The sequence below is a fragment of the Actinomarinicola tropica genome (genome assembly GCF_009650215.1).
In the GTDB taxonomy this organism is placed as follows: Bacteria; Actinomycetota; Acidimicrobiia; order Acidimicrobiales; family SKKL01; genus Actinomarinicola; species Actinomarinicola tropica.
Genome location: NZ_CP045851.1, coordinates 3,153,711 through 3,174,070, shown reverse-complemented (window position 1 = coordinate 3,174,070; position 20,360 = coordinate 3,153,711). Strand labels below are relative to the sequence as shown.

The 20,360-nt window shown below is 73.7% G+C and carries 21 protein-coding genes; 12 read left to right on the top strand and 9 right to left on the bottom strand.

Annotated elements, in window-relative coordinates:
• Nucleotides 1-33: 33 nt before the first annotated feature.
• Both GH723_RS15500 and GH723_RS15495 read left to right on the top strand, forming a co-directional pair.
• Nucleotides 34-525: a GtrA family protein gene (locus GH723_RS15500; RefSeq protein ID WP_195210360.1), complete on the top strand. Its 492-nt coding sequence runs from the start codon at nt 34-36 to the stop codon at nt 523-525.
• Between the two features lie 46 nt (nt 526-571).
• Nucleotides 572-1,153 carry a class I SAM-dependent methyltransferase gene (locus GH723_RS15495; protein ID WP_153761252.1) on the top strand — a complete coding sequence of 194 codons (582 nt, stop codon included), beginning with the start codon at nt 572-574 and terminating at the stop codon, nt 1,151-1,153.
• 11 nt (nt 1,154-1,164) lie between these two features.
• Here the strand turns inward: GH723_RS15495 and GH723_RS15490 are convergent, their stop codons facing one another.
• Genes GH723_RS15490 through GH723_RS15480 form a run of 3 tightly spaced genes read right to left on the bottom strand, consistent with a single transcriptional unit; the run spans nt 1,165 to nt 4,291 of the window.
• Nucleotides 1,165-2,262, bottom strand: a complete 1,098-nt coding sequence (locus tag GH723_RS15490) for a prenyltransferase/squalene oxidase repeat-containing protein (RefSeq protein ID WP_153760492.1) — start codon at nt 2,260-2,262, stop codon at nt 1,165-1,167.
• On the bottom strand, nt 2,252-2,992 hold the full coding sequence (locus tag GH723_RS15485; protein ID WP_153760491.1) for a class I SAM-dependent methyltransferase: 741 nt from the start codon (nt 2,990-2,992) through the stop codon (nt 2,252-2,254). Before GH723_RS15485 ends, GH723_RS15490 begins: the two co-directional genes overlap by 11 nt.
• A 3-nt stretch (nt 2,993-2,995) precedes the next feature.
• Nucleotides 2,996-4,291 carry a glycosyltransferase family 4 protein gene (locus GH723_RS15480; protein WP_153760490.1) on the bottom strand — a complete coding sequence of 432 codons (1,296 nt, stop codon included), beginning with the start codon at nt 4,289-4,291 and terminating at the stop codon, nt 2,996-2,998.
• 56 nt (nt 4,292-4,347) lie between these two features.
• On the opposite strand from GH723_RS15480, the gene GH723_RS15475 reads away from it, so the two are divergent.
• From GH723_RS15475 to GH723_RS15455, 5 genes are all read left to right on the top strand, one after another.
• On the top strand, nt 4,348-4,962 hold the full coding sequence (locus GH723_RS15475; protein WP_195210359.1) for an RNA polymerase sigma factor: 615 nt from the start codon (nt 4,348-4,350) through the stop codon (nt 4,960-4,962).
• Nucleotides 4,959-5,330 carry an anti-sigma factor family protein gene (locus GH723_RS15470; protein ID WP_153760488.1) on the top strand — a complete coding sequence of 124 codons (372 nt, stop codon included), beginning with the start codon at nt 4,959-4,961 and terminating at the stop codon, nt 5,328-5,330. The genes GH723_RS15475 and GH723_RS15470 overlap by 4 nt, the downstream gene beginning before the upstream one ends.
• Nucleotides 5,330-6,061 carry a hypothetical protein gene (locus GH723_RS15465; protein ID WP_153760487.1) on the top strand — a complete coding sequence of 244 codons (732 nt, stop codon included), beginning with the start codon at nt 5,330-5,332 and terminating at the stop codon, nt 6,059-6,061. Before GH723_RS15470 ends, GH723_RS15465 begins: the two co-directional genes overlap by 1 nt.
• Nucleotides 6,062-6,303: 242 nt before the next feature.
• A complete protein-coding gene (gene dtd / locus GH723_RS15460; RefSeq protein ID WP_153760486.1) occupies nt 6,304-6,741 on the top strand; it encodes a D-aminoacyl-tRNA deacylase in 438 nt (145 codons plus the stop codon).
• Between the two features lie 68 nt (nt 6,742-6,809).
• Complete coding sequence (locus GH723_RS15455) at nt 6,810-8,441, top strand: ABC-F family ATP-binding cassette domain-containing protein (RefSeq protein ID WP_153760485.1); 1,632 nt, start codon at nt 6,810-6,812, stop codon at nt 8,439-8,441.
• Here the strand turns inward: GH723_RS15455 and lnt are convergent.
• Together lnt and GH723_RS15445 are read right to left on the bottom strand one after the other, a co-directional pair.
• The gene (gene lnt, locus GH723_RS15450) at nt 8,406-9,935 is read right to left on the bottom strand and encodes an apolipoprotein N-acyltransferase (RefSeq protein ID WP_153760484.1); all 1,530 of its coding nucleotides are present in this window, start codon (nt 9,933-9,935) and stop codon (nt 8,406-8,408) included. The two genes, GH723_RS15455 and lnt, sit on opposite strands and share 36 nt — an antisense overlap.
• On the bottom strand, nt 9,887-10,567 hold the full coding sequence (locus tag GH723_RS15445; RefSeq protein ID WP_153760483.1) for a sortase: 681 nt from the start codon (nt 10,565-10,567) through the stop codon (nt 9,887-9,889). Before GH723_RS15445 ends, lnt begins: the two co-directional genes overlap by 49 nt.
• An 88-nt stretch (nt 10,568-10,655) precedes the next feature.
• Here GH723_RS15445 and GH723_RS15440 point away from each other — a divergent pair, with 88 nt between their 5' ends.
• A complete protein-coding gene (locus GH723_RS15440; protein ID WP_153760482.1) occupies nt 10,656-11,291 on the top strand; it encodes a hypothetical protein in 636 nt (211 codons plus the stop codon).
• Between the two features lie 6 nt (nt 11,292-11,297).
• Here the strand turns inward: GH723_RS15440 and hemG are convergent, their stop codons facing one another.
• From hemG to GH723_RS15425, 3 genes are read right to left on the bottom strand one after another with little or no spacing between them, the layout of a single operon-like run.
• Nucleotides 11,298-12,701, bottom strand: a complete 1,404-nt coding sequence (hemG, locus tag GH723_RS15435; RefSeq protein ID WP_153760481.1) for a protoporphyrinogen oxidase — start codon at nt 12,699-12,701, stop codon at nt 11,298-11,300.
• A 4-nt stretch (nt 12,702-12,705) separates the two neighbouring features.
• A complete protein-coding gene (gene hemE / locus GH723_RS15430) occupies nt 12,706-13,797 on the bottom strand; it encodes a uroporphyrinogen decarboxylase (protein ID WP_153760480.1) in 1,092 nt (363 codons plus the stop codon).
• Nucleotides 13,798-13,836: 39 nt separating this feature from the next.
• Nucleotides 13,837-14,664: an endonuclease/exonuclease/phosphatase family protein gene (locus GH723_RS15425; protein WP_229022875.1), complete on the bottom strand. Its 828-nt coding sequence runs from the start codon at nt 14,662-14,664 to the stop codon at nt 13,837-13,839.
• Between the two features lie 103 nt (nt 14,665-14,767).
• On the opposite strand from GH723_RS15425, the gene GH723_RS15420 reads away from it, so the two are divergent.
• From GH723_RS15420 to GH723_RS15405, 4 genes are all read left to right on the top strand, one after another.
• Nucleotides 14,768-16,903: a HelD family protein gene (locus tag GH723_RS15420; protein WP_195210358.1), complete on the top strand. Its 2,136-nt coding sequence runs from the start codon at nt 14,768-14,770 to the stop codon at nt 16,901-16,903.
• A 94-nt stretch (nt 16,904-16,997) separates the two neighbouring features.
• On the top strand, nt 16,998-17,564 hold the full coding sequence (locus tag GH723_RS15415; RefSeq protein ID WP_153760478.1) for a hemerythrin domain-containing protein: 567 nt from the start codon (nt 16,998-17,000) through the stop codon (nt 17,562-17,564).
• Nucleotides 17,565-17,619: 55 nt separating this feature from the next.
• On the top strand, nt 17,620-18,633 hold the full coding sequence (ligD, locus tag GH723_RS15410; protein WP_229022874.1) for a non-homologous end-joining DNA ligase: 1,014 nt from the start codon (nt 17,620-17,622) through the stop codon (nt 18,631-18,633).
• 87 nt (nt 18,634-18,720) lie between these two features.
• Entirely contained in the window at nt 18,721-19,467 is a 747-nt protein-coding gene (locus GH723_RS15405) for an SRPBCC family protein (protein WP_153760477.1), read from the top strand.
• A gap of 25 nt (nt 19,468-19,492) precedes the next feature.
• On the opposite strand, the gene GH723_RS15400 is transcribed toward GH723_RS15405, so the two are convergent.
• Nucleotides 19,493-20,302 (bottom strand): HAD family hydrolase, encoded by an 810-nt coding sequence (locus tag GH723_RS15400; RefSeq protein WP_153760476.1) that lies wholly within the window; start codon nt 20,300-20,302, stop codon nt 19,493-19,495.
• Between the last annotated feature and the right edge of the window lie 58 nt (nt 20,303-20,360).

The window sequence follows — 20,360 nt, the reverse complement described above, 5'->3', positions numbered from 1 at the left end:
ACTCGGGACCGGTACGCTCCGATCGTGATGGGTATGACGTCGATGCAACGGCTGCGTGACCTCCATCGCGCCCACGGGATGCGCGCACTGAAGTACGCGAGCGTCTCGGTCGTCGGCATCGTCGTGACCCAGATCCTGCTGTCGATCACCCTCCAGGTGCTCGACTGGACGCCGGCGTGGTCGAACTTCGTCTCGGTCAGCCTGGCCTCCATCCCCGCCTACCTCCTCAACCGGCAGTGGGTGTGGGCCAAGTCGGGCCGCCACAGCATGCGGCGGGAGGTCCTCCCGTTCTGGGGCATCTCCCTGCTCGGCCTGCTGCTCTCGACGGCCGTGGTGGCGTTCGTCGGCCGCTACACCGAGCACCACCTGGCGATCCGCGCCGCCAACATCGGCTCGTTCGGGCTGCTCTGGGTGGGCAAGTACCTGTACCTCGACAAGCTGATGTTCGCCCACGACGAGGACGGTTCCGAGGTCGTCGTCGAGGCCGTGCCCTCCGACGAGGCGTCCACCGCCCACGGTGGCTGAGCTCGTACCCGCGCTGCGCGCCGCCGCCGAGGCGGCGCGGGGCTTCATGCCACCCGACGAGGGGCTGGCCCTCCACGACGCCGCGGTCGACGCCGCAGCCGGGCCCCTGATGGAGATCGGCAGCTACTGCGGCAAGTCGGCGATCTACCTCGGCGCCGCGGCGCGCGAGCTCGGCACGGTCCTGTTCGCGGTCGACCACCACCGCGGCTCGGAGGAGAACCAGGCCGGGTGGGAGCACCACGAGCCGGACCTCGTCGATCCGGCGGTCGGGCGGATGGACACGCTGCCCCGGTTCCGTCGCACCGTGCACGACGCCGGGCTCGAGGACGTCGTGATCGCAGTGGTGGCGGATTCACCTACGCTCGGTCGGTTCTGGACGACGCCGCTCGGCTTCCTCTTCATCGACGGGGGCCACGGGCCCGAACCCGCTCACCGCGACTACGAGACCTGGGTGCCCCACGTGCGGGTCGGCGGCGTGCTCGCCATCCACGACGTGTTCCCCGACCCCGCCGACGGCGGACGTCCCCCCTACGAGATCTACCTGCGTGCGCTCGGCTCGGGGGCGTTCGAGGAGATCGGTGCCACGGGGTCGCTGCGGGTCCTGCGCCGGATCGGCGACGGCACCTAGCGGGCCGACCCTCAGCGCGGGTCGCGCACCTCGGCGTCGAGGTCGCGTGAGGCGGGGTCGAAGTCGACCAGCGGCGCCACGCTCGCCCCGTCGGTGAAGAGGCCGGCGGTCGGTGCCGTGCCGTCGAGCGCATCGGCGGCGAGGACGACCGCCGCCGCGGTGTAGGTGCTCCGTTCGCCGGTGGGGAACGTGTCCTGCTGGGGGTACACGACGCCCGTCCAGTAGCGACCGTCGTCGGTGCGCTGCGGGCGGGTCCACGAGAACATCTCGAGAGCCTTCTCGGTCTCGCCGACCGCGAGGTGGGCGAGCGTGCACTCGCAGGTCTCGGCCACGGTCACCCAGGGCCGGTCGGACACGCAGCGGATGCCGCGCTCGGGCATGACGAACGTGTCGTAGCGCGCGGCGAGGTGCTCGCGGCCCCGCTCGCCGGTCAGCACGCCGGCGAGCACCGGGTAGTACCAGTCCATGGCCCAGCGGTGCTTGGGGGCGAAGGCGTCGGGTTCGTGCTCGATCACGTGGGCGAGCTGGGCGGCCGAGAGCTCCCAGTCGGGCCGCTCGTGGCCGAGCTCCTCGGCCAGGGTCACCGCGCAGCGCAGGCTGTGGCAGATCGACGACGAGCCGGTGAGCAGCGCGAACGACCAGGGGGTGCCGTCGGCGTGCCGGGCCCAGGTGATCTCGCCGCGTGGCGTCTGGAGGTCGAGGACGAAGTCGATCGCCGGCTCGACGACCTCCCACATGGTCTCGAGGAAGCCACGGTCGCGGGTGAGGAGCCAGTGGTGCAGGACGCCGGCGGCGACGTAGGCGCACGTGTTGGCGTCGAGCTTGTCCTGCTCGATCGAGTCGGCGAGGTAGTACTGGTGCCAGGCGCCGTCGGGGCGCTGGGTGGACCGGAGCCACTCGTAGGCCCGCTCGGCCTCGGCGACGAACCCGGTGCGGGCGAGGGCCATCGCGGCCTCGGTGTGGTTCCACGCGTCGGCGTGGCCCCCGGGGAACCACGGGATCATCCCGTTCGGCAGCTGCCACTCGGCGATGCCGGCGGCCGTGGCGCGCACCTCGTCGGCGGTGACGACGCCGTCGACGCGGGGCGGGGTGATCTCCTCAGGCGGCACGGCGCGCGCTCTCCACGGGCTTGCGGGCGTAGATGGCGACGCTCTTGCCGATGACCGGGTTGAGGAGCCGCTCGGCGACCCGGGTGACCGCCGGCTGGTCGGTGATGTCCCACACGAGCAGGCGGTGGTACGCCTTCACGAGCGGGTTCTCGTCGTTGGTCGGTCCGACCGCGCACTTCAGCCACCAGTAGGGCGCGTGCAGGGCGTGGGCCTTGTGCGAGCCGGTGGGCTCGAGCCCGGCGTCGGCCATCAGCTGTCGCATCCCGGACTCGGTGTAGATGCGCAGGTGGCCGCCCTCGACGAACGGGGCGTGGTACTCCTCGGACAGCTTCCAGCAGATCGTCTCCGACAGGCGGGCGGGGACGGTCACGGCGATCGTGCCGCCGGGGCGCAGCACCCGGGCCAGCTCGCGGAGGGCGGTGCCGTCGTCGGGCAGGTGCTCGAGCACCTCGGAGGCGATGATGCGGTCGAACGCGCCGTCGGGGAACGGCAGCCGGTGGGCGTCGCCGCGGACGCTGGCTCCGGACGCGCCGACCGGCGCCTCGCCCTCCGCCACCATGGCGGCGAACAGCTGCTCGACCTGGCGGAGCTCGTCGAGGGCGTAGTCGAACGCCACGACCGTGGCGCCCCGGCGCAGGCCCTCGAAGGCGTGGCGGCCGAAGCCGGCGCCGAGGTCGAGGAGCCGCTCGCCCGGGGCGAGGCCGAGGCGGTCGTAGTCGACGGTGAGCACGGCTCAGCTCCGGGTCTGGCGGCGGCCGAGGAACGGGCTGGCCTCGGGCCACTCGTCGAGGAGCGCCCGGTACTGCTCGACGGTCTGCTCGGCGGTGTGCCGCCAGCTCCACCGCTCGATGACCCGCTCACGGCCGGCGGCGCCGATGCGCGCCCGGGCCGCGGGGTCGTCGAGCGCGGTCGCGATCTCGTGGGCCAGCGCGGCGGCGTCGCCGGGCGGGACCTGGAAGCACGTCTCCCCGGCGGCCCCGGTGACCTCGGGCAGCGCCCCGCCCGTGGTGGCGACGAGGGGGACGCCGCAGCTCATCGCCTCGATGGCGGGGAGCGAGAAGCCCTCGTACAGCGACGGCACGACCGCGAGCTCGGCCTCGGCGTACAGCTCGACGATGCGCTCGTCGGGCACGCCGGTCACGAACTCGACGTGGTCGGTGAGCCCCAGCTCGTCGATCGTCTGGGCCGACGGGCCGCCCGGCTTCGGCCGGCCGATGACGACGAGGTCGACGTCGCGCTCGGCGCGCAGCTTGGCCAGGGCCTCGAGCAGGTAGCGCAGGCCCTTCATGGTCACGTCGGCCGACGCGGTGGTGATGAGGCGGCCCGGGCGGCGCTCGACGTGGGGGAGGGGCTTGAAGAGGTCGGGATCGACGCCGACGGGGACCACGTGCAGCCGCTCGAGCGGGACCTGGTGGTCCCGGTGGATGTCGCCGAGGGAGTTCTCCGAGACCGTGATGACGCGGGTGAGCCGGGAGGCGACGCGGGTCTGCATCTTGGTGAACGCGTACCAGCGGCCCTTCGAGAAGCGCTGCCACGGGGTGGCGGCGTGCTCCATCTCGAGGCGGCGGTCGACGGTGATCGGGTGGTGGATCGTGCCGAGGACCGGCAGACCCATCTTCTCGACCGCGAGCAGCCCGTAGCCGAGCGACTGGTTGTCGTGGACGAGGTCGAACTCGCCGATCCGTCGACGCAGGTGCTGGGCGGCCCGGACCGTGAACGCCAGCGGCTCGGGGAACGTGCCGCTCGAGAAGGCGGCCACCTCGACCACGTCGCCGAGCGTCTTCAGCTCCCAGATGCCGGGCATCCGCATCGGGAAGTGGTCGTTGTAGATGTCGAGGCTCGGCAGCTCGACGAGCGGGACGCGCTCGTCGAGCACCGGGAAGGGCTGGCCGCCGAGGACCTCGACGTGGTGGCCGAGGTCGGCGAGCGCCTTCGACAAGTGGCGGATGTAGACGCCCTGGCCGCCCACGTGGGGCTTGCCCCGGTAGGCGAGCAGCGCGATGCGGAGGGGCTGGTCAGGGGCCGACATGAGGCGTACAGCCTCCATGGCTGTTGTACGCCGGTCAAGTAGGACCGCGACCTAGGGTGCGGGTCGTCGGACGAACGAGGGAGCGGCGCATCCCGCCGGAGCTGGACCCCACGCGTGGCAGCACCCGCCAGCGGCCCCGGACGGGCGACCGCGGCCGGTCCTCCCGCGCCGCGCAGGAGGCGGCGCTGGCCGACCTGCTCGACGCCCACGGCGACGCCGTCTACCGGCTGGCGCGCTCGGTCGTGCGCGACTCTTCGCTCGCCGACGACGTCGTACAGGAGACGATGGTGAAGGCGTGGCGGGCCCTGCCCGACTTCGACGGGGGCGAGATCCCGAAGGCGTGGCTGCTGAAGGTGGCGCGCAACACCGCGATCTCGCTGCTGCGCACCCGGCGCGACGACCCCACGACCCCCGACGACCTGGTCGGGGTGGCGACGACGGGGGCGGGCACCGGGCAGTCGGCCACCGACAAGGTGGCGATGGAGGCCCTCTGGGAGGCGATGGCCGACCTGGACGAGACGTCGCGCTCGGTCGTGGTGATGAGGGAGCTGTCGGGGATGACCTACGAGGACATCGCCGAGGTGCTGGAGATCCCCCTGCCGACGGTGAAGACGCGGTTGTTCCGCGCCCGGCGGGTCCTGCAGGGGGCGATGGAGGAGTGGAGGCGATGAGCGAGCACCCGAGCGACGAGACGATCGTCGGCTGGCTGGAGACGGGGCGGCCGAGCCGCGTCGAGCGGCACCTGGAGGGGTGCGCGGCGTGCCTCGAGCGCGTCGACGCGCTGAGCGACCTCGATGCCACCGTGCGGTCCGAGCTGGCGACCGTCACCGCGCCGCCGGACGACCTGGCTCCACGCACGACCGACCGGGTCCGCCTGCGGCTCGGTGCCCAGGAGGCGGTGTCGACCCTCGTCGAGCTGTTCACGCTGCCCTGGCGGACGCTCGATGCCCTCGTGGACGAGGACGCACTGGCCCGGAGGGTCGTTCCCTCCGCGGCGGCGGGCGACGATGATGCCGAGGACGACCGGGGAGCGACGTGATGGACGACGTGTGGGTGGTGGCGATCGGCGCCGTGGCGATCGGCGTGATGGCCGGGCTGGCCGGCGCCGGGCTGCTCCACCGGGTGCTGACGAGCGGGCGGCGGGACGACCCCGTCTACCGGGACTCCGCCCGGGCGATGGCGATCTCGTGCTTCATCTTCTTCACCGTGGCGGGGATCCTCGTCGCGATCTCCGTGCTGAACCGCGACTCGTTCGAGGACGTGCCGTCCCGGTTGGTCGACGTTCTGCCCCGCTACCTCACCGCCGGGCTGGTCCTCGTGGCCGGCCGGGCGATCGCCCTGGCGGCGGGCAGCGTGGTGAGCGAGTCGCTCGCCGCGTCGTCGGTGCGGGCGCGGGCCCAGGCGGCGACCGGTGTGCGGGCCCTCGTGACCGCGGCGGCGATCGTGATCGCCCTCGCCCAGGTCGGGGTCAACACGACGCTCTTGCAGATCACCGGGGGCGCCCTGCTGTTCGGTCTCGCCGCGGCCGCGGCGATGATCGTCGGTTTCGGCGGCCGGGGCGTGGCGGCGGAGGTGGCGGCCGGCCGGTACCTGGTGCGGGTGCTCCGCACCGGTGACCGGGTGGAGATCCCGCTGCCCGAGGGGACGGTGACGGGCGTCGTCGCCGGGCTCCACCCCGCCACGGTGGAGGTGCGAGAGGACGCCGGCGCTCATCGCCACCTGGCGAACTCCGCGGTGCTGGCCGCCGGTCCCCGGGTGCTGCCCGAGTGACGTGCGGCCGCCCGGGGCATGCGGGGGCGGCGATCGGGGCACAGTAGGTCGGACGGCTCATTCGTGGCCTGCTGCGCGACTTCCGGCCGCCGCCGTGCGTCGTACAGGTACAGGGCGCTCCCCGGAGGGCCCCAACATCGAGGTAGCGGCTTGGACTCCCGCTCCCTTCTGTCAGAGAGACGGCTGCCTGCGGGCAGCCGCTTCTCGGTTTTCGGCGCCGCGCTCTGTACTGTCGCCGGGCGATGCGAGCACTGGTGCAGCGGGTCAGCGAGGCGGCGGTCACCGTCGGCGGCGAGGAGCTGGGTCGCATCGGGCCGGGTCTCTGCGTGCTCGTCGGGGTGACCCACACCGACGACGGGGCCGTCGCCGCCACGTTGGCCTCGAAGCTCTGGACGTTGCGGATCTTCGACGACGAGCAGGGCGTGATGAACCTGTCGGCGGCCGACGTCGGCGGCGAGGTGCTGGTGGTGAGCCAGTTCACCCTCTACGGCGACACCCGCAAGGGGCGCCGACCGAGCTGGGTCGCCGCCGCCCGTCCCGAGCAGGCCGAGCCCCTCGTCGCCGCTGTCGTCGACGAACTGCGTGCTCTGGGCGCCCGCGTCGCCACGGGCCGCTTCGGCGCCGACATGGCCGTGTCCCTGGTGAACGACGGCCCGGTCACCCTCCTCCTCGAGCTCTGACCCCACCCGCCCCATCCGCGCCGAATCGGCGTCGAATCGGCGCGTATGGGGCCGGTAGGGTCCGCCGGGTGCTGCACGCCTCGGGGATCGGTCGCCACCACGGGGGCCAGACGATCCTCGCCGACGTGTCGCTGTCGGTCGACCGGGGCAGCCGCATCGGCATCGTCGGCCCCAACGGCGTCGGCAAGTCGACCCTGCTGCGCATCCTCGCCGGCGACGAGGCCCCCGACGCCGGACGGGTGCGACGGGCACCGGCCACCACGACGGTCGGCCACCTGCCCCAGGAGCCCGACGCTCGCCCCGGCGAGACGCTCATGGCCTACCTCTTCCGACGCACCGGGGTCAGCGCCGCCGAGCACCGCCTGGCACGGGCGACCCAGCGTCTGGCCGACGGCGCGCCTGACGCCGACGACGAGTACGCCGCTGCGCTCGACGAGGTGGTGGCGCTCGGCGCCGCCGACCTCGAGGCCCGTGCGGCCACCGTGTGCGCCGAGCTCGGCCTCCCGCCCGACCGCCTCGGGGTGGAGGTCGGCGCCCTGAGCGGCGGCCAGGCCGCCCGGGCCGCGCTCGCGGCCATCGTCCTCAGCCGCTTCGACGTCCTCCTCCTCGACGAGCCGACGAACGACCTCGACTTCGCCGGACTCGACCTCCTCGAGTCCTTCCTCACCCGCACCGACGCCGGCCTGGTCGTCGTCAGCCACGACCGTGCCTTCCTCGATCGCGTCGTCACCCGCATCGTCGAGATCCACGAGCACTCCCACCGCGCCACCGAGTACGCCGGCGGGTGGACCGAGTTCGTCGCCGCCCGTGACCTGGCCCGCCGCCAGCAGTACGAGGCCCACGACGCGTACGTGACCGAGCGGTCGCGCCTCCTCGAGCGCCAACGCACCCAGCGGGCGTGGTCCGACAAGGGCGTCGGACGGGTGAAGCGGTCCGGCGAGACCGACAAGTTCATCCGCCACCACCGGACCCAGACGAGCGAGAACCAGGCGTCGAAGGTCAAGGCCACGCAGCGGGCCATCGACCGCCTCGATGCCGTCGACAAGCCGTGGGAGGGGTGGCAGCTCCACATGAGCCTCGCCCCGACCCAGCGCGCCGGCGACGTCGTCGTCCGCCTCGACCGCGCGGTCGTCGAACGGGGCACCTTCCGTCTCGGGCCGATCGACGTCGAGATCGGCTGGCAGGACCGGGTCGCGATCCTCGGCCCCAACGGCAGCGGCAAGACCACCCTCCTCCGGGCGCTCCTCGGCGACCTGCCGCTCGCGACCGGGGAGAGGTGGATGGGCCCCGGCGTGGTCGTCGGCGAGCTCGACCAGCAGCGCCTCGAGGCGGCGGCCGGTGGCGATGCGGGTGGCGACGGCACGCCGCCCGTGCTCCTCGACGCCTTCCTCGGCCGCACCGGGCTCCCGACCTCCGAGGGCCGCTCGCTCCTCGCCAAGTTCGGTCTCGGCGCCGACCACGTGGGCCGGCGGGTGGACCAGCTCTCGCCCGGCGAGCGCACCCGCGTCGTCCTCGCCGGCCTGATGGCGGCGGGGACGAACCTCCTCGTCCTCGACGAGCCGACGAACCACCTCGACCTCGACGCCATCGAGCAGCTCGAGACGGCGCTCGACGCCTACGACGGCACGCTGCTCCTCGTCACCCACGACCGGCGGATGCTCGAGTCAGTGCACCTCGACCGAACGATCGACCTCGGTTGATCGGCGGGGCGACAGCCCCCACGCCACCGCCAGGGCCACCAGCGCCACGACCACCATCGGGGCGTCGCCGAGGCGGGTGGCCCACGTCAGCCCCTCGCGACGCTCGATCGTGCCGTGCACGACCCGGCGCTCGCTCACCCCCGTCCGCTCGACGACCGTCCCGTCCGGGGCGATCAGCCCAGAGAACCCGGTCGGCGCGGCCTGGATCACCCACCGGTCCGTCTCCAGGGCTCGGAGCCGCGACGACGCGACCTGCTGGCTCTGCACGATCGTCAACCAGTACGACGACCCGTTGGTGGGGTTGATCACCGCATCGCCACCGAGCTGCACCCCCTCGCGCACGCGCCCGGTGAAGAACACCTCCCACGAGATCGCGACGGCGAGGTCGCCGACCGGCGTGGCGACGACCCCGGGCTCGGTGCCGATCCGGGCGTCCTTGCCCGGGACGGACCCGGAGAACCGCTCGACGAGGTCGCGCAGGGGCACCATCTCGCCGAACGGCACCCGCCGCACCTTGTCGTAGCGGTCGATGACCTCGCCCGACGGGTCGATCACGAACGCCGTGTTGGCGAAGCTGCGGGCGTCGAGCGACTCGATCACCCCCACGACGACGGTGGCGTCGTGGCGACGCGCCAGCTCCCCGAGCAGCGCCGCCTCGGGCGACTCCTCGAAGACGCCGGGCGACCCGTCCTCGCCCAGCCCGATGTGCACCACGTTCTCCGGCCACACGATGAGGTCGACCGGCCCCTCGATGTCCTCGGAGGCCTCGAGGTGGCGGCCGAAGACGATCTGGCGGTCCTCCGGCGCGGCCCGGGTCCGCTGGGGGCCGCCGCCCTGGACGACCGCGACGCGCAGCTCCTCGACCGCCTCGCCCGTCGGGGCGACGCCGGCGAGCAGCACCACGACGAGCACGACGGCCGACCCCGCCGCGGCGTCGCGCACGTGGCGCTGCCACGCCGCGGCCAGCGCCTGGCCGACGACGACGGTCAGCGCGACGAGGAGCAGCGGCCCCGCGACCCGCACGACGGGCCCGAGCACCCCGGCCACCTGCCCGTGGGGGATCGTCGCCAGCGGGACGCCGCCGAAGGGCCACGCCCACCTGACCGCCTCGGCGAGGACGAACGCGGCGGGCAGGGCGAGTCGCCGGGCCCGCCCCCCGGGCGACACCGCGACCGCCACGGCGAAGTACGCGGCGAAGACGACCGTGGCCACGACGTAGCCCGGCGGCGTGAGGTCCCACATCCAGACCATGCCGATCCCGAGCCAGACGGCGCAGGTCAGCCACGTCCGGCGGAACCGGCGCGGGGCGGGTTGGTCGGCGACGAGGAGGTCGAGCAGCGCGATCCCGACGACGGCGAGCGGCCACCAGCCCCACGGGGGGATGGCGGCGACGAGGCACACCCCGGCGGCGATGCACCCGGCGGCGACGACCGGCGTGCGCTCGCTCACGCGGGTGGGGCGACCGGTGCGCCGGCCGGCTCGACGAGCCGCCACCGCACGACGATCCGCTCACGTGCGGACCCCTTGGGGTGGCAGGCGAAGGTCGTCGCCGTGCGCTCGGGCGTCTGGTCGGCGATCCAGACCGCGTCCTCGGGCACGACCTCGGTGTGGATCGCCACGTAGACGTGGCGCTCGCCGTCGGTGGTCTCGACGACCATCTCGTCGCCCGGGACGACGAGGTCGAGGTCGAGGAACGGGCGGCTGTAGGTGGTGCGGTGCCCGGCGAGGACCATGTTGCCGACCTGACCCGGGAGCGCCGTGCCGGGCCAGTGGCTCGGCCCCCGGTTGATCGCGGTCAGGGTCATGCCGACGTGGAGCTCGTCGTCGAGCCCGATCGCGGGGATCGACACGCGGCCGAGCACCACCTCGGGCGTCGCGGCGTAGGGGTCGGTCGGGAGGGGCTCGGGGACCGGGAGGCCGGGCGCGGCGGTGGCGCGCTCGATCTCGACGTCGAGGCCGTGGTCGAGGAGCGGCACGGCCGTGGTGCTCGAGGTGGCCGCCGGCGCCTCGTCGAAGGCGGCATCGGCGGCGCCGTCCTCGATCACCGCCGAGGTGCAGCCACCGGCCACGAGCGCACCCGCGCACGCCACGACGGCGGCGAGTCGGCGGGTCGGGGCGAGGCGCATGGCCACATGATGGCGGATCGGATGCACCGTGCCGGCATCGGCCGGCCGGTAGCGTCGCCGCCGTCACGACGCCACGAGGAGATGCACGGTGAAGAGCACGAGGACGGTTCCGGCGGGGACGGCTCGGCGGGTCGGTGCGGCGCTGGCCGTGCTGGTGGTCGTGCTGCTGGTCCCGGCGGGCGCGGCGCAGGCCCACGGCGGCGAGGGGGCGATCGAGGTGGGGGAGCCGGAGGTCGGGCCCGGGCTGGAGGTCACGTTCCCGGTGCGCATCACCTACGTCGCCGACGGCCACGCCGTCGAGCCCGAGGAGCTCGGCCCGGTCACCGTCGAGGCCGTCGCCGGCGGCGACAGCGCCGTCCTGTCCGACACGCTGGAGCCGGGCGACGCCCCCGGCGTCTACACGGCGCGGGTGGAGCTGCCCGCGGCGGGCACGTGGAACCTCGCCGTGGTGTCGACCGAGCCGCCGGCCACCGCGTCGGTGCAGGTGACCGCGGAAGCGGCCGCACCGGCCGAGACCACGACGACCGCTGGGGAGGAGGGGCCCACCACGACCTCGGTCAACGTCCCCTCGGGGACCGCCGAGGAGGGGTCCGGCCAGATCGTCGACCAGTCCGACGAGGGGTCCGACGCCGCGCCGATCGTCGTCGCCATGGTCGCCTGCCTGGCCGTGGCTGTCGCCGCCTACCTGCTCATCCGCCGGGCCCGGGCACGCGACGCGGCCTGAGCGAGGTCAGGCGACCTCGGCCGCCGCCTGGTGGCCGGAGTTGATGCAGGCCGGGATGCCGACCCCGCGGTAGGCCGCGCCGGCGAGCGCGATGCCCGGCGCCTCGCGGGCGAGCGTGGCGTCGATGGCGTCGACCCGCTCGAGGTGTCCCGGCGTGTACTGCGGGAAGGCCCGCGGCCAGCGGGTGACGCGCACCTCGCTCGGCTCGCCGGCCAGGTCCATCGTCGTGCGGAGGTCGTCGAGGATCGCGGCGACCAGCGCGTCGTCGTCCATCTCCATCGCCCGCTCGTCGCCGAGGCGGCCGGCGGAGGCTCGCACGATGAACCGCCCGGGCCGTGAGAGGTGCGGCCACTTGCTGCTCGCCCACGACGCGGCCGTGAGGAGCAGGCCCTCGACCCGGGGGACGAGGTAGCCGGTGCCGTCGAGCGGTCGCCCGGCGGCGTCGTCGGGGAAGGCGAGCGCGACGAGGGCGACCGAGGAGTACTCGATCGCTGCCAGCTGGTCGGCGGTGGACGGCGCGGTGGGGCGGAGCAGGTCGGCGGTCACGAAGGCGGGTGTCGCGACGACGACCCGGTCGACCTCCAGCGCGTCGGCGCCCTCCGTCGTCACCACCCACGCGTCGCCGGCTCGCTCGATCGACGCGACCGGGGACGAGGTGCGGACGTCGGCGTCCTCCAGCGCCGCGCCGAGCGCCTCGACCAGCTGCCCGAGCCCGTGGCGGAGCGTGTAGAAGACCGGCGCCGGCGGGGCGGACGGATCGGGGGTGGGCGCAGCGGCCCGCTGGGCGCGCAGCGCCTCGATGAGGCTCGCGTGCCGGTGCACGACCCCCGCGATCTGCGGCGCGCCGACGGCGAGGCTCAGGCGATCGGAGTCGCCGGCGTTGATGCCGCCGAGGAGCGGGTCGACGAGCCGCTCGAGGATCTCGTCGCCGAGCCGGCGGCGGATCAGCGACCCCACCGACTCGTCGCCCTCGGGTGCATCGGCCGGCATCTCCAGGTCGAGGGCGGCTCGTTCGACCGCCTCGGGGGACACGACCCCGGACGCGGCGAGCGCCTCCAGGTCGGTGGGCACGCCGAGCACGTTGCCCTCGGGGATGCGGTGGAGCGCGCCACGGGACCAGATGAACGCCGACCCGGGCGGCTGCGGCTCGAGCTGGTCCTCGAGGCCGAGCTCGCGCATGAGGTCGATGCCCCACGGCAGGCGGGCGAGGACGGCGTCGGGCCCGAGGTCGAGGTCGACGTCGGCGAAGGGCCCGGTCTGGATCTTGCCGCCGAGGCGGGGACCGGCCTCGAGCACGTGGACCTCGTGCCCGGCCAGGTGCAGGTCGCGGGCGGCCGTCAGCCCGGCGACCCCGCCGCCGACGACGGCGACCCGCCGGGGCGTCTCGGACGGGGACGGGTCGGGGCTCATCGGCTCAGCTGCTCCCTCGGGGGTCGGCGGGTCCGTCGGCGCGGCCTTCGTCGTGGACGACCTCGACCACGCGGTGGAGCACGTCGGGGTCGGTCTCGGGCAGGACCCCGTGGCCCAGGTTGAACACGAACGCCGGGTGCCCGGCGTTGCGGTCGAGGATGGCGCGCACCTGGGACTCGACGACGTCGATCGGGGCCATCAGGACCCCCGGGTCGAGGTTGCCCTGGAGCGTGACCGGGCGGGGGATCCGCCGGCGCGCCTCGTCGATCGGGACCCGCCAGTCGACGCCGACGACGTCGACACCGGTCTCGGCGATGGCGGCGAGCAGCTCGCCGGTGGTGACGCCGAAGTGGGCGCGCGGCACGCCGAGGTCGGCGACGGCGTCGACGACCTTGCGGGTGTGGGGCTGCACGAATCGGCGGTAGTCCTCGCGGCTCAGCGCACCCGCCCAGCTGTCGAAGAGCTGCAGGGCGGACGCGCCGGCCTCCACCTGGGAGCGGACCGACGCGATCGCCAGGTCGGCGAGCCGGTCGAGGAGGCGGCCGAAGAGCTGGGGATCGCCGTGCATGAGGGCCTTGGTCACCGTGTAGTTGCGGCTCGGGCCGCCCTCGATCAGGTAGCTCGCCACCGTGAACGGCGCACCGGCGAAGCCGATCAGGGGCACGTCGAGCTCGCCGACCAGGTTCCGGACGGTCTGGAGCACGTAGGGCGTGTCGGCCTCGGGGTCGAGGGGCCGCAGGCGCTCGAGGTCGGCGCCGGACCGGAACGGCTGCTCGACGACGGGACCCACGCCCGGCTTGATGTCGACGCCGAACCCGATGGCGTGCACGGGCACGACGATGTCGGAGTAGAGGATCGCCGCGTCGACGCCGTAGCGGCGCACGGGCTGCAACGTGATCTCGGTGGCCAGATCCGGTTGCGCGATGGCGTCGAGGATCGAGCCGGTGCCCCGGATCGCCCGGTACTCGGGGAGCGAGCGACCGGCCTGGCGCTGGAACCACACGGGGACCCTGTCGCCGGGTTCGCCCCGGCAGGCGCGGAGGTAGGCCGAGTCGGCCAGTCGGCTCGTCACGGCGGCCAACCTAACCCCGCCCATCGACCTCGACCCCATCGCGGCCGGAGCCGCGCCCGCCGATCAGTAGCGCAGCTCGGCGAGGACGGCGTAGTGGTCGGAGGGCACCACGCCGTCCACCGGTCGCATGCCCTCGACGAGGCAGGCCGTGGGCAGGCCGGCGCCGCGCTCGGCCGGCCACCCGACGAGCACGTAGTCGATGCGCCGGTCCACCGCGAGGTCGGGGGCGGCGAAGGGGTTGTCCCGGGACGCGGTCTCGGCGGGGCCCGCGCCGGCGGCCTCCCATGCGTCGTGGAACACGAGGCCCTCGACGGGGACGGCGGCCTTCCCGGTGAGCATCCGGATCTCGTCGGCCTCGGGCGCGGCGTTGAGGTCCCCGCACAGGATCGGCGGGAACGTCCGGCGTGGGGAGTCGGCGACGAACCGAGCGATCTCCCTCACCTGCTCCTGGCGCACGGCGCTCTGGTCCCAGCGCCAGTTGAGGTGGGTGCAGAACACCTGGATCGGTCCGCGGGGTCCGTCGACGTCGGCGCGCAGCACGGTGCGGGACTCCTCCACGTCCGGCGGCGCAGGCAGCGGCCGCCACTCGTGGGAGGTGATCGGCCAGCGGGAGAGGACGGCGTTGCCGAACCGGACCCCCTCGTGCTCGACGGTGCTCGCGGCGACGTGGTGGTAGCCGCCGAGGGCCGCGGCGAGACGGGCCGCCTGCTCCTCATCCCCTTGTCCCCAGACCTCCTGGAGGGCGACGAGGTCGGGGTCGAGCTGGCGCAGGGTGGCGACGATCGCGGCCTGCCGCTCCTCCCACGGACCGAAGCGCCACCAGAGGTTCCACGTCACCACCCGCAGACGGGTGTCGAGGAGCGGGCCCGTGTCGTCGGTTCGCTGGCTCATGGTCCGACCACTCCCCTGGCCGCGGTCCGGCCACACGAGGTGAGGGATGTTCGGTGCGGACGGTAGGCTGGTCCACTCCCTCATGGGCCTCCGAAAGAGCAGCATGGCGCCCACGCACCCCGAGCTAGAGGCCGAACAGGCCTACATCGACAAGGCGTACGCATCGCTGGAAGCGAGTCGCGCCGCCGCCGTCCGCCTGAAGGACATGGTCGAGGTCGGCAAGGGCGGGACCGAGCAGGCGCGCTGGGAGCGCGAGGTCATCCACGACAACATCGCCCAGCGGCTCCAGGCGCTCCACGTCGGCGACGCGTCGCTGGTGTTCGGACGCATCGACCTCGAGGACGCGGCCGGAGGCGACCACTTCTACATCGGGCGCGTGGCGGTGGCGGACGCCGAGCGCGAGCCGCTCGTCGTCGACTGGCGGGCACCGGTCGCGGAGGCCTTCTACCGGGCCACGCCGCGCGCGCCGCTCGGGCTCGTGCGCCGTCGGCACTTCGCGTCCCGGGGTCGCACGCTCCTCGGCATCGAGGACGAGCTGTTCGGCGACGCCGCCGTCGCCGCGGTGAACGGCGACGGGCCCACGATCACCGGGCACGGCGCCCTCATCGCCGCGCTCGAGACGTCCCGCACCGGCCGCCTCGGCGACATCGTCGGCACGATCCAGGCGGAGCAGGACGAGATCATCCGCTCCGAGCTCCCGGGCATCCTCGTCGTCCAGGGCGGTCCCGGCACCGGCAAGACCGTCGTCGCCCTGCACCGGGCCGCCTACCTGCTCTACACGCACCGGTTCCCGCTCGAGGGCCAGGGCGTCCTCGTCGTCGGCCCCAACCGGCTCTTCCTCGGCTACATCGAGCAGGTGCTGCCGTCGCTCGGCGAGGCCGGCGTCGAGCTCGCCGTGCTCGCCGACCTGGTGGACGACGTGCGGGTGCAGGGCTCCGACCGTGGCCTGACGGCCCGCGTGAAGGGCGACCTGCGGATGACGGGCGTCGTCGCCCGGGCGGTGCGCGACCGCGAACGGGCGCTGCGCGAGCCGCTGCGCGTGGGCTTCGGCCTCACCCGCCTGGTGCTGACGGTCGAGGACAGCGCGCGCATCGTCGCCGAGGCCCGGCGGCGGTACCGCCTGCACAACCCGGCGCGCCGGTTCGTCGAGTCGCAGGTCTACGAGGCGCTCGCGGCCAGCGGTCCCGAGGACCTCCAGCCCCACACCGTGCGCGACCGCCTGCACGGCAGCCTCGAGATGCGCGAGGCGCTCGAGTGGATGTGGCCCCTCCTCACCCCGGCGGAGCTGCTCCACGACCTCTTCGGGTCCAAGGCGCTGCTCCGCAACGCCGCCGCCGGACGGCTGCCGAGCGACGTGCGCCGTCGCCGCGAGGCACGTGGTCGGCGCACCGGCGAGGGGCTCTCCGACGACGAGTGGCGGTCGCTGCACCGACCGAGGTCGACGGCGGCCGACGCCGTGATCTGGACCACCGACGACGTGCCCCTCCTCGACGAGGCGCGCTCCCTGCTCGGGCCCCGCCGCAAGGGCGACCCCCTCGAGGTCCGCACCTACGGGCACATCGTGGTCGACGAGGCGCAGGACCTCTCGCCGATGGCGCTGCGCGTGCTCGGTCGCCGCTCCCTGAACGGGTCGATGACCATCGTCGGCGACATCGCGCAGTCGACGGGTGCGTGGGCGCACGACGACTGGGACGAGGTCATCGAGCAGCTGCCCGTGAAGCGCCCGCCTCGCCGGGCCGAGCTCACGGTCGGCTACCGCATCCCGGCCCCGAACATGGCCATGGCCGCCCGGGTCCTGCGGGTCGCGGCCCCCGACCTCACGCCGCCCCGGTCGGTCCGCCAGGACGGCGACCCGCCTCGCGTCGCCGCCGTCGACGAGCCGTCCCGGCTGGCCGACGCCGTGGTCGATGCCGCCCTCCAGGAGGTCGACGCGGTCGGCCAGGGCAGCGTCGCGGTCATCTGCCCCCTCGCGATGGTCGATGCCATCTCCGACACCTTCGCCGGCCGCGGCATCGAGCACGGTCGGGCCACCCGCCACGGCCTCGACGCCCAGATCACCGTGGTGCCCGTCGGCCTCGTGAAGGGCCTGGAGCTCGACGCCAGCGTGGTCGTCGAGCCGGCGGCCATCGTCGAGGACGAGGCACAGGGCCTCCGCGCGCTGTACGTCGCGCTCACCCGCGCCACCAAGCGGCTGGCGGTCGTCCACGCCCGGCCACTGCCCGACTTCCTGCGCGAGTAGCGCCTGGCCCCGAGGGTTGACCGTCGTCGGGCGAGGGGTAGTGACGGCGGCGCCACCCGGTCGACGCGACCGGACACCCCCTCAGGAGGAGACGATGGACGCTCTCGCACTGCTCACCGCCGACCACAACCGCGTGCGCGGGTTGTTCGCCCGGTTCGAGGAGGCCAAGGAGGCCGAGGACGTCGCGCTGATGGCCGACCTGTGCCAGCAGATCTTCACCGAGCTCGAGGTCCACACGTCCATCGAGGAGGACATCTTCTACCCGGAGGTGCGTGACGAGTCCGAGGACCTCCAGGAGGTCGTCGACGAGGGCATCGAGGAGCACCACGTCGTCGACGTCCTGATGGAGGAGATGAAGGCGCTCGAGCCCGGCAGCGACGAGTGGGTCGCCAAGATGACCGTCCTCATCGAGAACGTGGAGCACCACGCCGAGGAGGAGGAGTCGGAGATGTTCCCCGAGGTCCGGTCGCAGACGAGCGCCGAGTTCCTCGACTCCATGGCCGAGAAGCTGGAGTCGCGGAAGAAGCAGCTCGGCGCGCCGACGCTCGCCGACAAGATCGACCTCACGAAGGCCGAGCTCGACGAGAAGGCCAAGGAGCAGCAGATCCCCGGCCGCTCGAAGATGGACCACGACGAGCTGGCGGCCACGGTCGCCCCCTGAGCCCGAGCGGGCGCCGTCGCCCTCCGGCCGGGTCCGGCCCTGGCACGCTGGGGTCGTGACCTGGCTGGAGGACCTCACCGACGACGAGCGCAGGTGCCTTCGGCCCGCGCCGATGCCCCGCTCCCTCAGCCCCATGCTGGCCACCCTCAGCAAGAGGGCGCCGACCGCACCGGACGGCCCGGCCACGGGGGAGTGGGTGTACGAGCGCAAGCTCGACGGTCAGCGGATCCTCGCCTACTGCGAGGGCGCCGACGTGCGCCTCCGGTCCCGCACCGACAAGTCGGCCGACGGCGCGTACCCAGAGATCGTCGACGCGCTCCACGACCAGGTCGCGAGCGACTGCCTCCTCGACGGGGAGGTGGTGGCGTTCGACGGCCCGACGACGTCGTTCTCGCGACTCCAGGGGCGGATGGGCCAGCACGATCCCGTGCTCTCGCGCCGCTCGGGCATCCCGGTGTTCTTCTACGTCTTCGACATCGTGCACCTCGACGGCATCGACCTCACCGGCCTGCCCCTCCGTCGCCGCAAGTCGCTCATCCGTGCCGCGGTGCGCGCCGGAGGTCCGATCCGGCTCTCGCCACACCGCCGTGACGGGGTGGCGCTCTTCGAGGAGGCGTGCGCGAAGGGCTGGGAGGGCGTCATCGCCAAGCGGATCGACTCGACGTACCAGCCGCGCCGGTCCACCGCCTGGCTGAAGCACAAGTGCGAGGCGGGCCAGGAGCTGGTCATCGGCGGGTGGACCGAGCCGCGGGGCTCACGCAGCGAGCTGGGCGCGATCCTCGTCGGGCACTTCGAGGGGGACGAGCTCGTGTACGCCGGGAAGGTCGGCACCGGCTTCGACGAGAGGACCCTGCGCGCCCTCGGCCGTCAGCTGCGCGCTCGGGCCCGTGCGGACGCGCCGTTCCGGCCCCACCCTCTGCTGCCCCGCCGCGACGTGCACTGGGTCGAGCCCGACCTCGTCTGCCAGGTGGGGTTCGCGGAGTGGACCGGCGACGGCCTCCTCCGCCACCCCCGCTACCAGGGCCTCCGGGACGACAAGCCGGCGCGGGAGGTCGTGCGGGAACGCTGAGGGTGGTTCAGCGCCGGTCCGGTGCGGGTACGCGGGACGGGTCCCCTCTGGGGAGGGACGACCGCTCGCCCACCAGGAGGAACCGCCGTGAACCACAGCGTCGACATCGATCTGCCCGTCCGCACCGTCTACGACCAGTGGACCCAGTTCGAGGACTTCCCGCTGTTCATGAAGCACGTCAAGGACGTGCGCCAGGTCGACGACACCACCCTCGAGTGGACGGTCTCGATCTACGGGATCAAGCGCTCCTGGACCGCGGAGATCACCGAGCAGACCCCGGATCAGAGGGTGGCCTGGACCGCCGTCGACGGCACGAAGAACGCCGGTGTCGTCACCTTCCACGCCCTCTCCGACGACCGCACCCGGGTCATGCTGCAGATGGAGATGGACCCCGACGGCTTCCTCGAGAGCGTCGCCGACTGGGGTGGCTACATGTCCGACCGGTCCCGCAAGGACCTCGAGCAGTTCAAGGACTTCATCGAGAACCGGGGCCGGGCCACGGGCGCGTGGCGTGGCGAGGTGGAGCGCGACTCCGCTCGTGACCTCCACCACCACGAGGAGGAGCTGCGGCAGCTCTCCGACGCCGACCTCGCCCGCCGGGCCGAGGCCGCCGGCATCGAGCGACCGCTCGACCGTCCCCGTGAGTGGATCGTGTCGGCCGTCGCCCACCAGGAGCGTGGTGACGACCGCTACGGCACCCAGCACGACGAGGGCGACGAGCGCACCCACGACTGGGGCCGCGACGAGGCCGACGGCCGGCACCTCCGCACGGACGAGGACGCCGAGCGCGACCGGGACATCGACGTGCGCGACCGGGACGAGGCGCGCCGCTAGCGACTCGCCTCGAGGCATGTGAGCCTCAGAGGTAGGTGAGCAGCTGGGCCCACCCGCCGTCCGCGGCCCGAGGGACCACGTGGTCCGCCCGGGCCAGCGCGGCCGGGTGGGCGTCGGCCATCACGACGGCGACGCGGGCGCCGTCGAGCATCTCGAGGTCGTTGGGGCCGTCGCCGATGGCGAGCACGTTGCCGCTGTCGATGCCCCGGTGGCGGCAGAACGCCTCGATGCCGTCCCACTTGGAGAGCTGCGGCGGCGCCACGGTCACCGTCAGGCTGCCCCCGCCGAACTGCCGCTCGTCGGAGACGTGCGGGTTGGCGATCGGGGCGAGCACGTCCTCGAGCCCTTCGACGCTCGACGGCGCGAGGCCGAGCACCCCGAAGGCGAGCACCTCGTGGGAAGCCACGACCTCGGCCAGGTCCCCGGTGCGGACCCACTCGCCGAAGGACGCCAGGTGCTCGGGGTGGGTCGACGGGTTGTCGCTGACGAACACGTCGACGTCGGGGTGCTCGACGTAGACGCACGGCTCGATGCCGAACCCGAGGAAGGCATCGAGCACCTTCGCCGCAGCGTCGGCGCCGAAGCTCTGGCGGTGGATGTGCTCGCCGGTGGCCAGGTCGACGACGAGCGCGCCGTTGAGCACCACGACCGGGGGCGTGAGCCCGAGGCCGGCGAGACCGGCGCGGGTCGACGCCAGGCGTCGCCCGGTGGCGACGAGCAGCGGCACGCCGCGCCGATCGAGCTCGGCGACGGCAGCGACGGTGTCGGGGTGCAGGTGGTCCTGGGTCTCCCACAACGTGCCGTCGAGGTCGGTCACCACCAGGTCGATCCCCATCGCCGGACACTGTGCCACGCGCCGTCCTGGTTCCGACCCACCCGTCCCCACCCGTCCC

Excerpts from the sequence above, each read along its gene's own strand:
- GH723_RS15500 (WP_195210360.1), top strand. The coding sequence starts at position 34 with ATGACGTCGATGCAACGGCTGCGTGACCTCCATCGCGCCCACGGGATG.
- GH723_RS15495 (WP_153761252.1), top strand. The coding sequence starts at position 572 with ATGCCACCCGACGAGGGGCTGGCCCTCCACGACGCCGCGGTCGACGCC.
- GH723_RS15480 (WP_153760490.1), bottom strand. The coding sequence starts at position 4,291 with ATGTCGGCCCCTGACCAGCCCCTCCGCATCGCGCTGCTCGCCTACCGG.
- GH723_RS15470 (WP_153760488.1), top strand. The coding sequence starts at position 4,959 with ATGAGCGAGCACCCGAGCGACGAGACGATCGTCGGCTGGCTGGAGACG.
- GH723_RS15465 (WP_153760487.1), top strand. The coding sequence starts at position 5,330 with ATGGACGACGTGTGGGTGGTGGCGATCGGCGCCGTGGCGATCGGCGTG.
- dtd (WP_153760486.1), top strand. The coding sequence starts at position 6,304 with ATGCGAGCACTGGTGCAGCGGGTCAGCGAGGCGGCGGTCACCGTCGGC.
- GH723_RS15445 (WP_153760483.1), bottom strand. The coding sequence starts at position 10,567 with ATGCGCCTCGCCCCGACCCGCCGACTCGCCGCCGTCGTGGCGTGCGCG.
- hemG (WP_153760481.1), bottom strand. The coding sequence starts at position 12,701 with ATGAGCCCCGACCCGTCCCCGTCCGAGACGCCCCGGCGGGTCGCCGTC.
- hemE (WP_153760480.1), bottom strand. The coding sequence starts at position 13,797 with ATGGGCGGGGTTAGGTTGGCCGCCGTGACGAGCCGACTGGCCGACTCG.
- GH723_RS15425 (WP_229022875.1), bottom strand. The coding sequence starts at position 14,664 with ATGAGCCAGCGAACCGACGACACGGGCCCGCTCCTCGACACCCGTCTG.
- GH723_RS15420 (WP_195210358.1), top strand. The coding sequence starts at position 14,768 with ATGGCGCCCACGCACCCCGAGCTAGAGGCCGAACAGGCCTACATCGAC.
- GH723_RS15415 (WP_153760478.1), top strand. The coding sequence starts at position 16,998 with ATGGACGCTCTCGCACTGCTCACCGCCGACCACAACCGCGTGCGCGGG.
- GH723_RS15400 (WP_153760476.1), bottom strand. The coding sequence starts at position 20,302 with ATGGGGATCGACCTGGTGGTGACCGACCTCGACGGCACGTTGTGGGAG.